General features: G+C 71.4%; 12 protein-coding genes. 4 read left to right on the top strand and 8 right to left on the bottom strand.

What is annotated here, in order from left to right:
• Positions 1-102: 102 nt before the first annotated feature.
• From ACFVGW_RS14810 to ACFVGW_RS14800, 3 genes are all read right to left on the bottom strand, one after another.
• A complete protein-coding gene (locus ACFVGW_RS14810; RefSeq protein ID WP_352190381.1) occupies positions 103-753 on the bottom strand; it encodes a hypothetical protein in 651 nt (216 codons plus the stop codon).
• Between the two features lie 192 nt (positions 754-945).
• A complete protein-coding gene (locus ACFVGW_RS14805) occupies positions 946-1,641 on the bottom strand; it encodes a GntR family transcriptional regulator (RefSeq protein ID WP_385852219.1) in 696 nt (231 codons plus the stop codon).
• A 142-nt stretch (positions 1,642-1,783) separates the two neighbouring features.
• Positions 1,784-3,148: an aspartate aminotransferase family protein gene (locus ACFVGW_RS14800; protein ID WP_385852218.1), complete on the bottom strand. Its 1,365-nt coding sequence runs from the start codon at positions 3,146-3,148 to the stop codon at positions 1,784-1,786.
• A 237-nt stretch (positions 3,149-3,385) separates the two neighbouring features.
• On the opposite strand from ACFVGW_RS14800, the gene ACFVGW_RS14795 reads away from it, so the two are divergent.
• Together ACFVGW_RS14795 and ACFVGW_RS14790 are read left to right on the top strand one after the other, a co-directional pair.
• The gene (locus ACFVGW_RS14795) at positions 3,386-4,012 is read left to right on the top strand and encodes a DJ-1/PfpI family protein (protein ID WP_383308706.1); all 627 of its coding nucleotides are present in this window, start codon (positions 3,386-3,388) and stop codon (positions 4,010-4,012) included.
• Positions 4,009-4,503 (top strand): MarR family winged helix-turn-helix transcriptional regulator, encoded by a 495-nt coding sequence (locus ACFVGW_RS14790; RefSeq protein WP_383222410.1) that lies wholly within the window; start codon positions 4,009-4,011, stop codon positions 4,501-4,503. Before ACFVGW_RS14795 ends, ACFVGW_RS14790 begins: the two co-directional genes overlap by 4 nt.
• Here ACFVGW_RS14790 and ACFVGW_RS14785 read toward each other — a convergent pair.
• The 4 genes from ACFVGW_RS14785 to ACFVGW_RS14770 form a co-directional block, all read right to left on the bottom strand.
• Positions 4,445-4,939, bottom strand: a complete 495-nt coding sequence (locus tag ACFVGW_RS14785; protein ID WP_385852217.1) for a VOC family protein — start codon at positions 4,937-4,939, stop codon at positions 4,445-4,447. The two genes, ACFVGW_RS14790 and ACFVGW_RS14785, sit on opposite strands and share 59 nt — an antisense overlap.
• A gap of 138 nt (positions 4,940-5,077) precedes the next feature.
• Positions 5,078-5,962, bottom strand: coding sequence for a glycoside hydrolase family 19 protein (locus ACFVGW_RS14780; RefSeq protein ID WP_385852216.1), 885 nt, complete (start codon positions 5,960-5,962; stop codon positions 5,078-5,080).
• A gap of 143 nt (positions 5,963-6,105) precedes the next feature.
• Positions 6,106-6,621, bottom strand: a complete 516-nt coding sequence (locus ACFVGW_RS14775; RefSeq protein ID WP_385852215.1) for a MarR family winged helix-turn-helix transcriptional regulator — start codon at positions 6,619-6,621, stop codon at positions 6,106-6,108.
• A gap of 180 nt (positions 6,622-6,801) precedes the next feature.
• Positions 6,802-7,743 carry an NADP-dependent oxidoreductase gene (locus ACFVGW_RS14770; protein WP_352190388.1) on the bottom strand — a complete coding sequence of 314 codons (942 nt, stop codon included), beginning with the start codon at positions 7,741-7,743 and terminating at the stop codon, positions 6,802-6,804.
• A 165-nt stretch (positions 7,744-7,908) separates the two neighbouring features.
• On the opposite strand from ACFVGW_RS14770, the gene ACFVGW_RS14765 reads away from it, so the two are divergent.
• Together ACFVGW_RS14765 and ACFVGW_RS14760 are read left to right on the top strand one after the other, a co-directional pair.
• Positions 7,909-9,444 (top strand): substrate-binding domain-containing protein, encoded by a 1,536-nt coding sequence (locus ACFVGW_RS14765; protein WP_383222420.1) that lies wholly within the window; start codon positions 7,909-7,911, stop codon positions 9,442-9,444.
• A 38-nt stretch (positions 9,445-9,482) separates the two neighbouring features.
• Entirely contained in the window at positions 9,483-11,357 is a 1,875-nt protein-coding gene (locus tag ACFVGW_RS14760; RefSeq protein WP_385852214.1) for a serine/threonine-protein kinase, read from the top strand.
• A gap of 191 nt (positions 11,358-11,548) precedes the next feature.
• Here the strand turns inward: ACFVGW_RS14760 and ACFVGW_RS14755 are convergent, their stop codons facing one another.
• Positions 11,549-12,832: an adenylosuccinate synthase gene (locus tag ACFVGW_RS14755; protein ID WP_352190391.1), complete on the bottom strand. Its 1,284-nt coding sequence runs from the start codon at positions 12,830-12,832 to the stop codon at positions 11,549-11,551.
• Between the last annotated feature and the right edge of the window lie 105 nt (positions 12,833-12,937).

Genomic DNA, 12,937 nt, shown 5'->3' with positions numbered 1-12,937 from the left:
GTACGCACGGGAAAGAAGGGCGCCCCCGCTCCGTGGGGCGCCCTTCCTCCGTCCGTACGGTGCCGGCCGATGTCGTGCGATGCCGGCCGGGACCGGCCGATGTCAGCTCAGGATGATCATCGAGCCCTGGCCGAGGCTCCGGGTCGCCGCCGCGTGCAGCCCGAGCCACACATGGCGCTCGCGCGCGAACGGACTGTCGTCGTACGCGATCGGTCCGGCCGGTTCCTCCAGCGAGGTGGGCCGTTCCGGCGGCAGCGGGGCGGCGGGCGGGTTGGCCGGGTCGATCCCGATCGCGGGGGCGACGAACTCCAGCTCCCGCAGCAGCCCGTGGGACGACCCCAGCGGACCGCCGCCTTCCAGGAGTTCGTCGTTGGAGAGCGGAGCCGGGAAGTCCACGGGGATGTACGCACCGGCGTGGTCGTAGTGCCAGACGAGATGGGACTGCTGCGCCGTGGCCTCGAACATCTCCAGGAGCTGCTCGTAGTCCCCGCCGAGCTCGTCGACCGGCTCGACGGGCAGGCCGCACAGGTGCAGCAGATAGGCGCGGCGCAGGAAGTGCAGGGCGTCGTAGTCGAACCCGGCGACGGGCGCGACGTCGCCGGACAGCCCCGGCATGTAGGCGTACACGGGGACGGCGGGCAGACCGGACGAGGTCAGGGCCTTGTCGTAGGCGGCGATCTCTTCGGCGAAGGGATTGTCGGGGCTGTGGCACAGCACGTCGACAAGAGGGACCAGCCACAGGTCACAGGCCAAGGGAGGCTCGCTCTCCGTCAGTTGCAGGGACGGCCAGGGTAGTCGGCGCGGTCCGCACCGCACACCCGGTGGTGACCGGTCCGCACCGCACACCCGGGAGTGACCGGTCCGCACCGCACCCGGGGGTGACCTGCCCGTCGACACACCGCGCGACACCCGCGCGGCGCGCGGCGTCGTCGTCGGCCCCGCCGGTCAGCGCGACTGGCGCTCCACGCGGTCCGCCCACTCCAACGACTGCTGGTTGTACACCCGTACGACCTCGACGGCCGCGTCCGCGTCGCCGAGGGTCAGCGCGTCGACGAGGTCCACATGGCCGCTCCACAGCCAGCCGAGGAGGTCCCGGTCGGAACGCAGGTACGGCACGGAGAAGACCCACGCCTGGACCCGCAGGCGGTGCAGGAAGTCGGCGATGTAGTCGTTGGAGGAGACCAGCCGGGCCAGTTCGCGCCAGTAGCGGATGTCGTACCCGATGAGGATGTCGAGGTCGCCGGCGCGGGCCGCGCGGACCGCCGCCTCGCCCCGGCGCCGTATGGAGACGAGCGCGACCCCGCGCGAGACGTCGGGGCCGGGCGCGTGCACGGCCGGGTCGTGGCGGCGGAAGATGCCGTCCACGACGAGCATGCGGGCCTCGACCATCCCGCGGTAGTCGTCGATCGTGAACTGGTGGACGCGGAAGCCGCGGTGCTGGTCGGAGTCGAGGAGCCCCTGCGCGGAGAGGTCGACGAGGGCTTCGCGCACCGGTGTGGCGGAGACGCCGTACTGCTCGGCGATCTGCTTGACGGTGAACTCCTCGCCCGGCTGCAAACGCCCGGCGAGCACTTCGTCACGGAGCGCGTCCGCGATCTGCCGCCGCAGGGTGTTGCGGGTGACAGCTCCGCTCGCGGGCATGGTTCGGCCCCCTCCGTCCGGCTCTGGGACACCCTAGACCAGACGGAGGGTCCGGCTCTGTGACGCTTCTGACGCCGCCGGCGCGCGACGGTCCGCGCGCCGACGGTGTACCGACGGTGCCCGCCTACCGGACGGTGATCGCCTACCGGACGGTGTGCTCGTCGGCCACCGAGAGCGCCGCGTCGAGGGCGCTGAGGCCCTCCTTGGCCTCCGCCTCGGAGACGTTGCAGGCGGGGACGGCGTGCGTGCGGTTCATGTTGATGAAGGGCCACAGGCCGTGCTTCTTGGCCGCCGCGCCGAAGGCCGCCATGGGGGCGTTGGCCTCGCCCGCCGCGTTGTACGGGACGAGCGGCTCGCGCGTCTCCTTGTTCTTGACGAGGTCGAGCGCCCAGAACGTACCCATGCCGCGGACCTCGCCCACGGAGGGGTGGCGCTCGGCGAGCTCGCGCAGGCCGGGGCCGAGGACGGTCTCGCCGATGCGGGCGGAGTGCTCGACGACCTTCTCGTCCTCCATCACCTGGATGGTGGCGACGGCGGCGGCGCAGGCGAGCGGGTGACCGGAGTAGGTCAGTCCGCCCGGGTACGGCCGCTTGTCGAAGGTCGCGGCGATCTTCGCGCTGATGGCGACACCGCCGAGGGGCACGTAACCGGAGTTCACGCCCTTGGCAAAGGTCATCAGGTCGGGCACGACGTCGAAGTGCTCGGCGGCGAACCACTTGCCGGTGCGGCCGAAGCCCGCCATGACCTCGTCGAGGACGAAGACGATGCCGTACTTGTCGCAGATCTCGCGGACTCCGGCGAGGTAGCCGGGCGGCGGGGTCATGATGCCGGCGGTGCCGGGGACGGTCTCCAGGATGATCGCGGCGATGGTGGCCGGCCCCTCGAAGGCGATGGTGTCCTCGAGGTGGGCGAGGGCGCGCTCGCACTCCTGCTCCTCGGTCGTCGCGTAGAACGGCGAGCGGTAGAGGAACGGAGCCCAGAAGCGCACGACACCCGCTGAGCCCGTGTCGGAGGCCCAGCGGCGCGGGTCGCCGGTCAGGTTGATCGCGGTGGAGGTGGCGCCGTGGTACGAGCGGAAGGCGGAGAGCACCTTGTGACGACCGGTGTGCAGCCGGGCCATCCGTACGGCGTTCTCGACGGCCTCGGCGCCGCCGTTGGTGAAGAAGATCTTGTCCAGGTCGCCGGGGGTGCGCTCGGCGATGAGGCGTGCGGCCTCGGAGCGTACGTCGATGGCGAAGGCGGGCGCGAAGGTGGTGAGCTTCGCCGCCTGCTCCTGGATGGCGGCGACCACGCGCGGGTGCTGGTAGCCGATGTTGGTGTAGACGAGGCCGCTGGTGAAGTCGAGGTAGCGGTTGCCGTCGTAGTCCCAGAAGTACGAACCCTCGGCGCCGGCGACGGCGAGCGGATCGATCAGGCCCTGGGCGGACCAGGAGTGGAACACGTGCGCGCGGTCTGCGGCCTTCACGGCCGCGCCGGCCTGGGGGTCGGGTTCGACATGAGGGGTCATGGATCCAGGGTAAGGACGCGCAGGTCGGAGCGGCCATGACCATCTTGTCCACCGAGACCGACACGGACCAGACACGTTGCCGTCCCCGGCCCGCACACCTGGGATCGCGGGCGCGCGGGTCGGGGCTCGGAGCCCTTGTGTGCTCTCGGGACTCCCCTGGGTCCATTGACAGCATTCTGTCGACCTGACAGTCTGCTGTCATACAGACCGGCACCGACTCACGCTGGAGGCCCCGAAATGCCCCGCACCGTCCACCTCGCCGTCTACGACACCCTCGCCGACTGGGAGACCGGCCACGCCACCGCCTGGCTCGCCCGCTCCGGCTTCACGGTCAGGACCGTCGGCCCCGTCGCCGAGAAGCCCGTCACCACCATCGGCGGGACCCGGATCCTCCCCGACCTCTCCCTCGCGGACCTCCGGCCCGAGGACAGCGCGCTCCTGGTGCTGCCGGGCGCCGACCTCTGGGACACGGGCGACGACCTCGCCCCCTTCGCCGCCGCGGCCCGCCGCCTCCTCGACGCCGGCGTGCCCGTCGCCGCCATCTGCGGCGCCACCGCGGGACTCGCCCGCGAAGGCCTCCTCGACGACCGCGCCCACACGAGCGCCATCTCCTACTACCTGGCGGCCACCGGCTACCAGGGCGGCGCGCACTACGTCGACGCCGACGCGGTGACGGACAAGGGCGTCGACGGCTCCGGCGACCTCATCACCGCCGGGCCGACCGAGCCGGTCGCCTTCGCCCGCGAGGTGCTCGGCACGATGGGCGCCTTCGACGGCACCAGGCTGGACGCCTGGTACCGCCTCTTCCACGACTCGGACGCGGAGGCGTACGAGCTGCTGAACGCGGAGGACGAGCCGTCGTGAGCCGGGAGCAGCAGGACGCCCTCACCCGCACGGCGCTGGGCGTCTTCCGGCTCAACGGCCAGTTCCTCGCCGTCTCGGAGGAACTGGCCCGCCCGGTGGGCCTCACCGCCGCGTGGTGGCAGGTCCTCGGCGCCGCGCTCCGCACCCCGCAGCCCGTCTCTGGCATCGCCCGCACCATGGGCATCACCCGTCAGAGCGTCCAGCGGATCGCGGACCTCCTGGTCGAGCGGGGCCTCGCGGTGTACGAGCCCAATCCGGCCCACCGGCGCGCCAAGCTCCTCACGCCGACTCCCGAGGGCCTCGCGGCCGTCGAGCGGCTCGACCCCGGCCACGCGGACCTCGCGGCCCGGCTCGCGGACGCCCTCGGCGGCCAGGCCGAGTTCGACGAGACCGCACGCGTCCTGGAGCGGCTCTCCCGTGCGCTGGAGGAGGTCAGCGGGAGCGACCCGGCTCCCCCGGTCGGTACATGGCCCCCTGTACGTACTCCATAGCCCGGGTGAAGACGGGGTCCGTCATCCGGCGGGCCATCTCCTCCTCGTCGACGTCCTCGATGTGGGTCTGGATCCACCACAGGTTCCCGAACGGATCGCGGACCCGGCCGACCTTGTCGCCGAAGAAGAGGTGTGTCACCTCGGTGACCGACGTGCCGCCCGCCTCGACGGCCCGGCGGTGAGTGGCCTCCGCGTCCTCCACGTACAGCCGGATGAACGCGGGCGTCGGGTCCCAGCCCGGCGGGCTGTCGAACGCCATCAGCCTGCCGTCGCCGATCCGGAGTTCGGCGTGGCCGATCGTGCCGTCCTCCCTCTCGAAGCGGCCCAGGTCCTCGGCGCCGAAGGCGCGCTCCAGGTAGTCGATGAGCCCTGCGGTGTCGTGACCGATGATCCAGGGCGTGACGGTGGTGTACCCCTCGGGGATGGCTGCGCTCATGCCGCGACCGTACGAGGCGTACAGGCCAGATCCTGTCCTACTCGGCCGGTTCGGCGCGGACGTACGTCGACGGCGGGCCCACAGTCGTCTGTGGAGCCCGCCGTCCGGGCCGTGGCCCGCGCTCGTGGAACCAGGAGATCAGCAGTACAGGTTCGCGCCCGTCGGCACGCCCAGGATCTGCGCGAACTGCTGGTACTTCGTCACCCGGCTCTGGACCTGCGCCGGGTTCTTGCCGTCGCACTCCAGCGAGCCGTTGATCGACCGGATCGTCTGGCCGAAGCCGGCGCCGTTGACCATGGCGTTGTGACCGGTCATCGTGCCGGGGCCGTTCTGGGTGTTCCAGTACCAGAGACCCGTCTTCCAGGCCACGGCCGACTCGCGCTCGACGCGCCAGGGGTCGGCCAGGAGGTTGATGCCGAGGGCGTCACCGGCGGCCTTGTAGTTGAAGTTCCAGGAGAGCTGGATCGGGCCGCGGCCGTAGTACGCGGCCTGGCCGGCGGGGCAGCCGTAGGACTGGCCCCAGTCGCAGTAGTGCGGGTAGTTGGCGGTGTTCTGCTCCACGATGTGGACCAGGCCGCCGGTCTCGTGGTGGACGTTGGCGAGGAAGGCGGCGGCCTCCTGCCTCTTCACCGTGTCACCGCCGGTGGTGGCGAAGGCGGGGTAGGCGCTGAGCGCCGCCGTGAGACCGCTGTACGTGTAGAAGGAGTTCCGGCTCGGGAACATCTGGTTGAACTGGGCCTCGGAGACGACGAATCCGGAGGTGGGCGGCGGCGTGGTGCCGCCGCCGCAGGAGCCCTCGTCGCGCCAGACGTCCGACGCTCCGGGGCGTTCGTTCTGGGTCCACCACTTGGCGTACCAGTTGTGGCCGTTGTACGAGGCGGTCATCCCGCCCGTGTAGACGCTGGAGGAGTTCCAGGCGCCCACGCAGGCGGGCGCGGCACCGGCCGTCGCGGCGGGGAGGAAGACGGCCAGTCCGACGGCCGTACAGAGTGCGGACAGGAGAATCAGCAGACGTCGCAGCATGCGCTCGCCCTTCGGTGGGGGAGAGCCCAGCGAAGCGTCCTTGGTCTGGACCTGTCAAGGTCTAGACCAACACTTGGGACGATGACCGGTCCACCACGCCCACGCCGCCCCACACGCGGGGCGGCGCGATCCGCGAGCGCCGCTCAGCTTCGCAGCATGCGCTCCAACAGGCTTGTCAGCAGCTCCCGTTCGAGCACCGTCAAGCCGTCCATCAGCTCGTCCTGCGCTTCGGTCAGCACCTCGTCGAGCCGCTCGAGATGCCGACGGCCGTGCTCGGTCATGGTGATGACGTTGCGTCGACGGTCGTCGGGATCGGGGGTCCGCTCGACGTGGCCGCGCTCGGAGAGTTCGTTGATGACGGCGACGAGGTCGCTGCGGTAGATCCCGGTGCGGCGGCTCAGGCCGGCCTGGCTGGTCGCACCGCCGTCGTCGAGAGCGGCGAGGACCGCGTAGTGCCACTTGCGGGCGTCCTGCTCGGCGAAGCTCGCGGCGACCAGGCGGTCCGCCCGCGCGGCGGCCATGTTCAGGAGTCGACTGGGGAGGCCGCGGAGGCGGGCCGGGGTCTGCCCCTCGTCCATCTCGGCGGCTTCGGCAGCCTCCGCACTCTCGGCGCGCTTCGCACCCTTGGCTTTTCCGGCACCCGCGTCGTCCGTCGTCATGCGCGCAGATTACCCCTTGCGTTAGGGCGCCGAACGATATAACTTCGTTAGTGACATAAACGTTAGCGGGTCGAACGCAGACTGCTGCGCACACAGCCGCGGCGGTCGCACTGCTGGGCGGACCGCCACGGCTGAGGTGAGGACGAACGGTGAGGGGTGAAGGGTGGAGGGTGAACGTGCTCAGATCATCAGGATGATGCGGCCGGGCCGGTGGCCCGCCTCCGCCCTGCGGTGGGCCTCCGCCACTTCCTCCAGAGGCATGACATCGGCCACCCGGGTGATCAGCTCCCTGGCCGCCACCTTCTCCAGGGTCTCCTTCAGCCGGGCGGCGTCGGGCCGGCCGCGCACGGTCTCGACGCGGATGTCCCGCTCGGCGGCGGGCGTCCGGTCGGCGGCGAGGGCGATGAAGGCGCCCCCGTCCTTCACGGCGGCGAGGGCCGGGGCCGAGTGGAACGCCCCGTCGAAGCAGGCGTCCACCCGCTCCGGGACGGCGGCGGTCACCCTCGCGACCACGTCCTCCGGCGTACCCCGCTCGACGCTGTGCTCCGCGCCGAGGAGTTTCAGCTCCCGCTCGTCGCCCTCGTGGGCGACGGCCACGACCCGCACTCCGGCCGCCGCGGCGTACTGGACGGCGAGACGGCCCACCACCCCGCTCGCGCCGGTCACGAGCAGCGTCGCCCCCGCCGGGAGCGCGAGCCGGTCGAGACCCTGCTGGGCGGTGGCGGAGGCCAGCGGGACGGAGGCGGCCACCGTGTAGTCCACCTCGTCCGGGATCGGGGCCAGCCACTCCGGGGCGGCCCGCAGGACCTCGGCGTACGTCCCCTCGCCCGTCAGCTCCTCGAACCAGGGCACGAAACCGGCCACCCGGGTCCCCTCGGGCATGCCGGGCACCGGGTCCATCAGCTTGCCCGCGAAGTCCGTACCGAGCACGAAAGGAGGCTTGAGATCGCCGACATGACCGGGGTACCGGCCGGCGCGGATCCGCAGGTCCGCCTGGTTCACACCGGCAGCCTTCAGACGCACGCGGACGCGTCCCGGGACGTCCCCGGCCTCGGGCTCGGGCCGGCGGGCCATCCTCAGGACCTCAGGGCCGCCGTAGGCGGTCACTTCGACGACACGCATGGGGTTCCTCTCCGACGAGCCCCCTCGTGGCCATTACACCCACGGTCCACACCCCCGGCAACAGATACGCCGCCGACCCGCAGCGACCTGAACGAAGGGAGAACACCTGATGGCGGGAAACGACCTCACCCACAGAACCGCACACGCGTCCGTACCGTCTCGCTCGTGGACTGGGTCACCGACTGGGTTACCGCTGAGAACGTCATCGCCGTGGTCACCGCGCTCCTCGGTGTCCTCGTCTCCGCCGGTGTCGTCGCCTACGAGCGCTTCCTGCAGCGGGGCAGGCGGCTGGGGTACCGCGTGCAGCTCAACACGCCCCTGCACATGGCGGACGAGTCCGTGGGCGACCTGACGCTGCGGGACGGCGACCTCGGTGATGCCAACGGTTCCACCCTGGTCCTCCTCCGGATCGAGAACGACGGCCTGCGCGAGATCAACCACGGGGACTACGCGCAGTCCAGCGAACCCGAGGGCCTGAAGATCACTTTCGGGAACAGGACGGTCCAGGCGGTCGTCGCCACGATCCCGCGGGCGTTCGAGCCGGTACGGAACGACATGGCGACCGGGCGCGGGCTGCGCAAGGACGGCGACTCCGTCCTGATGCCGAAGGTGTCGCTGGAGCGCAAGCAGTACTTCAAGCTGCTCGTCCTGCTCTCCGGCAGCGTCACCGAGCGCGCGATCCGGATCACCGGCACGCGTGACGTGGTGGACATCCACCGCAACGAGAGCATGAGCGTCGACGACAAGGCACCGACCTTCAGCCCCGCCGCCCGGAACATCACGCTCGTACTCGCCGCCTGCGTGGTCACCCTCGCCACCATCATCGTCCGCGGCGACAACCCGCCCCCCATCGGCTGTGCCCGGGGCACCCTGACGGTCACCGGCTCCACCGCGTTCGCCCCGGCGGTGCGCGAGCTGGCACGGAAGTACGAGAAGGACTGCGAGGGATCCACCGTCGTGGTCGACGCCCACGGCTCGACGGCGGGCATCCGGGAGCTGGCGGCGGCGGGCGCCGCCGCGGGCAAGGGCTCCCCGGCCGTCGTCGCGCTCTCCGACGGCCAGAAGCCCGGCGGATACCCGCAGTTGCGCGAGAGCATGGTCGCCGTCTCCCTCTTCACCCTCGTCGTGCACGACGGGATACCGGTCACCGACCTCACCCTCGACCAGGTCCGCAGCCTCTACCAGGGCCGGATCACCAACTGGAGCGAGATACCGGGCGGCCCGGACATACCGGTGCGGCTGGTCAGCCGGGACGCCAACTCCGGTACGCGGGAGGTCTTCCAGCGCCGGGTCCTCGGCCGGAACGAGCCCGGGAACTCCTCCCGGGACTGCCAGAACCAGGACGACCCGGAATCCCCGGTGGTGCGCTGCGAACTCGACAGCACGGACCAGGTGCTGTCGACGGTCGCCAAGCTGCCGGGAGCCGTCGGCTACACCGAACTCCGCGCCGCGAGCGGACCGAAGGGCCTGCACCGGGTCGCCATCGACGGCCGGATGGCGAACGTGGACGAGATAGGCGAGTCGACCTACCCGTACCGGGAGATCGAGTACGCCTACACCTGGGGCGAGCCCCCGGCCGACTCGCTGACCTCCAGCTTTCTCGCCTATCTGAGCCGGGGCAGCGGGCAGGACGTCATCCGTACCCACGGGCATCTGCCCTGCGCGACACCCAAGGGTCTGCGGATCTGCGGCGAAGGATGACGCCACACCTCCGAGACCGTCTGGCATCCTCTTCCGACGTGGAGCCATTGAACGCGGAAGACCCGGTCAGCATCGGCCCGTTCCGTCTGCTCGGACGGCTGGGCGCCGGCGGGATGGGCCGGGTGTTCCTGGCCCGTTCGGCGGGCGGCCGGACGGTGGCGGTGAAGGTCGTGCACGCGGAGCTGGCCGCCCGGGACGAGTTCCGGCGCCGGTTCGCCCGTGAGGTCGCCGCGCTGGAACAGGTCGGCGGCACCGGCACGGCCCCGGTCCTCGGTTCGGACACGGCGGCCGAGTCCCCCTGGGTGGCAGTCGGTTACGTACCGGGGCCGTCGTTGCGGGCCGTGGTGGGCGACGAGTTCGGACCACTACCGGCCGCGACGGTACGTACGCTCGCCTCCGGACTCGCCGGGGCGCTGACCCATGTGCACGCCGCAGGGCTGGTCCACCGCGATCTGAAGCCGTCCAACGTGCTGCTCACCGTCGACGGTCCGCGGATCATCGACTTCGGGATCGCCCGCGCCGTGGAGACGGTCACCGACGGCGGGCTGACCAGCACCGGCGCCGTGGTCGGCTCGCCCGGCTTCATGTCGCCCGAGCAGGTGCGCGGCGAGAAGCTGACCGCGGCCTCGGACATCTTCTGCCTGGGCTCGGTCCTCGTCTACGCGGCGACGGGCCAGGCTCCGTTCGGTACGGCGGACAGCGGTGTCCACGCCACGATGTTCCGCATCGCCCACGACGAACCCGACCTGGGGGACCTGCCGGCCGAACTGGCCGGTCTGGTCCGGGCCTGCCTCGCCAAGGACCCGGCCGCCCGCCCCACGGCCACCGAGCTGGTGGAGACGATCACCGTCGCCGACCCGTGGCTCCCGGCGGAGGTGCTGGCCCGCCTCGGCCGTCACGCCGCGCGGGTCCTGGAGGCGGAGGCGACCACCTCGGCCGGCGCCACGGACGGCACCGCCGGGCCGGGCCGCCCCGGCGACCCCACTCCCCCGCCCGCCCCGACGGCGCGCAAGCGGCGTCGCGGCGGCCTGATCGCCGCGGCCACGGCCCTCGCCGTCGCCGCGGCGGCCACGCTCACGTACGTCTTCTGGCCGGACCCGGACCCGGGCACGGGCGGCGACAAGCAGAAGAACCGTGCCGCCGGACAGACCGGCGAGGTGTCCGCGAGCCCGTCGGGGATCGTGGCGGCCGCGTTCCTGGGCGCCTGGGAGGGTGTCCGGAGCGGCTCGGCCGACCACCCCCGCGAGACCGCCCGGATCGAGATCGGCCAGGGAGCCGCGGGCTCCAAGGTCGCCGTCTACGTCCAGGTGAGCGAGGAGCGGCTGTGCATGGGCCGTTCCCGGCTCGTCTCCGCCGACGAGGACAAGGTGGTCCTCGGCGAGTCCGACGTCACGACGAGCGTCCCCGCCCAGCGCTGCACCCCCGCCGCGCACCAGACGCTCACCCTGCGCTCCCCCGATGTCCTGGAGTGGTCCTCCGGGGCCGCGAAGGCCACCTTCCGCAAGGCGGGGACGGGGACCAGCGTCGTGCCGGAGCCGCTCCTCGGCCGGTGGAAGATGGAGAACGACCCGCTGATCTACGGCCGGAACCGCGACCGCTACAGCGACGAGGTGACCATCACCCAGGGGCCTGTGGGCGCCGCCGTCTTCCGCCGGGTGCACGTCTACCCGCGCACCGACGCCGAGGGCAACGAGACGTCCGAGTCGCTCGTCTGCACCTTCACGGCGATCCTCGCCGGCACCGGAACGCCGCTGGTCGTCGGGCCGTCGACCGCGGTCCCCGACGCATCCGACCGCGGCTGCGAGCGGGCCGACATCTCCGGCTACCTGGCGGTCGACCGCTTCAAGGGACGGGAGCGCCTGCTGGTCTTCCCGATGATGGACGGCGAGCCGGGCGAGTACTACCGGGTCTAGCGCCCGTCTCTCGGACCGGGCCGGAGCCCGGCATGATCCGAAGGAGGGGTCTGGCCGCCCTGCCCTCCCGGGCCGGCGGAGGCCGCGGGGGCGTATGACCGCCGGCAGACGACTGTGCCCCGGTGCCGTCATCGGCACCGGGGCACACCCGCAACACCCGCAACACCCGAGCGCCTGAGCGCCCTCGGCGTCTAGAGGAACGAGTTGATCTCGATCGTCTCGGTCCGGCCCGGGCCCACGCCGATCGCCGAGATCGGCGCGCCCGACATCTCCTCCAGCGCCTTCACGTAGGCCTGCGCGTTCTTCGGCAGGTCCGCGAAGGTCTGGGCCTTGGTGATGTCCTCGGACCAGCCCGGCAGCATCTCGTAGATCGGCTTCGCGTGGTGGAAGTCGGTCTGCGAGTACGGCAGCTCCTCGACGCGCTTGCCGTCGATCTCGTACGCGACGCAGACCGGGATCTGCTCCCAGCCCGTCAGCACGTCGAGCTTGGTGAGGAAGAAGTCCGTCAGGCCGTTGACCCGGGTCGCGTACCGCGCGATGACCGCGTCGAACCAGCCGCAGCGACGGTCACGGCCGGTGGTGACACCGCGCTCGCCGCCGATGCGGCGCAGCGCCTCGCCGTCCGCGTCGAAGAGCTCCGTCGGGAACGGACCGGCGCCGACACGGGTCGTGTACGCCTTGAGGATGCCGATGACCCGGCTGATCTTCGTCGGACCCACGCCCGCACCGGTGCAGGCGCCGCCCGCGGTCGGGTTCGAGGAGGTGACGAAGGGGTACGTGCCGTGGTCGACGTCCAGGAGCGTGCCCTGGCCGCCCTCGAAGAGCACGACCTTGTCCTCGTCCAGCGCGTTGTTGAGGATCAGGGTGGTGTCCGCGACGAACGGCTTGATCTGCTCCGCGTACTGGAGCATCTCCTCGACGATCTGCGCGGCGTCGATGGCGCGGCGGTTGTAGAGCTTGGCGAGGAGCTGGTTCTTGCCCTCCAGCGCCGCCTCGACCTTCTGGGTGAGGATCGACTCGTCGTACAGGTCCTGGACCCGGATGCCGACGCGGTTGATCTTGTCGGCGTAGGTCGGGCCGATGCCGCGTCCCGTCGTGCCGATCTTGCGCTTGCCGAGGAACCGTTCCGTCACCTTGTCGAGGGTGACGTTGTACGGGGTGATCAGATGCGCGTTGCCGCTGATCAGGAGCTTCGACGTGTCGACGCCTCGCTCGTTCAGCCCGCTCAGCTCGGAGAGCAGGACCGCCGGGTCGACGACGACTCCGTTCCCGATCACCGGGGTGCACCCCGGGGAGAGGATTCCGGAAGGGAGAAGATGCAGCGCGTACTTCTGGTCGCCGACGACGACGGTGTGGCCGGCGTTGTTGCCGCCCTGGTAGCGCACTACATAGTCAACGGATCCACCGAGGAGGTCGGTGGCCTTTCCCTTGCCCTCGTCACCCCACTGAGCACCGAGCAGCACAAGTGCGGGCACAGGCGTACACCCCTTCCGGGTGGGGCATGTCCAAGGTCAGGGGCCGAGGCCGCCTCACCGGTGTGCCCCGGAATAGACGAAGCCCCTGGCGCAATAGCGCAAGGG

The sequence above is a fragment of the Streptomyces sp. NPDC127129 genome (assembly GCF_042671585.1).
In the GTDB taxonomy this organism is placed as follows: Bacteria; Actinomycetota; Actinomycetes; order Streptomycetales; family Streptomycetaceae; genus Streptomyces.
The sequence above is the reverse complement of the archived record's forward strand: the minus strand, read 5'-3'. Positions and strand labels throughout refer to the sequence as shown.

Excerpts from the sequence above, each read along its gene's own strand:
- ACFVGW_RS14775 (WP_385852215.1), bottom strand. The coding sequence starts at position 6,621 with ATGACGACGGACGACGCGGGTGCCGGAAAAGCCAAGGGTGCGAAGCGC.
- ACFVGW_RS14785 (WP_385852217.1), bottom strand. The coding sequence starts at position 4,939 with ATGAGCGCAGCCATCCCCGAGGGGTACACCACCGTCACGCCCTGGATC.
- ACFVGW_RS14800 (WP_385852218.1), bottom strand. The coding sequence starts at position 3,148 with ATGACCCCTCATGTCGAACCCGACCCCCAGGCCGGCGCGGCCGTGAAG.
- ACFVGW_RS14780 (WP_385852216.1), bottom strand. The coding sequence starts at position 5,962 with ATGCTGCGACGTCTGCTGATTCTCCTGTCCGCACTCTGTACGGCCGTC.
- ACFVGW_RS14770 (WP_352190388.1), bottom strand. The coding sequence starts at position 7,743 with ATGCGTGTCGTCGAAGTGACCGCCTACGGCGGCCCTGAGGTCCTGAGG.
- ACFVGW_RS14805 (WP_385852219.1), bottom strand. The coding sequence starts at position 1,641 with ATGCCCGCGAGCGGAGCTGTCACCCGCAACACCCTGCGGCGGCAGATC.
- ACFVGW_RS14795 (WP_383308706.1), top strand. The coding sequence starts at position 3,386 with ATGCCCCGCACCGTCCACCTCGCCGTCTACGACACCCTCGCCGACTGG.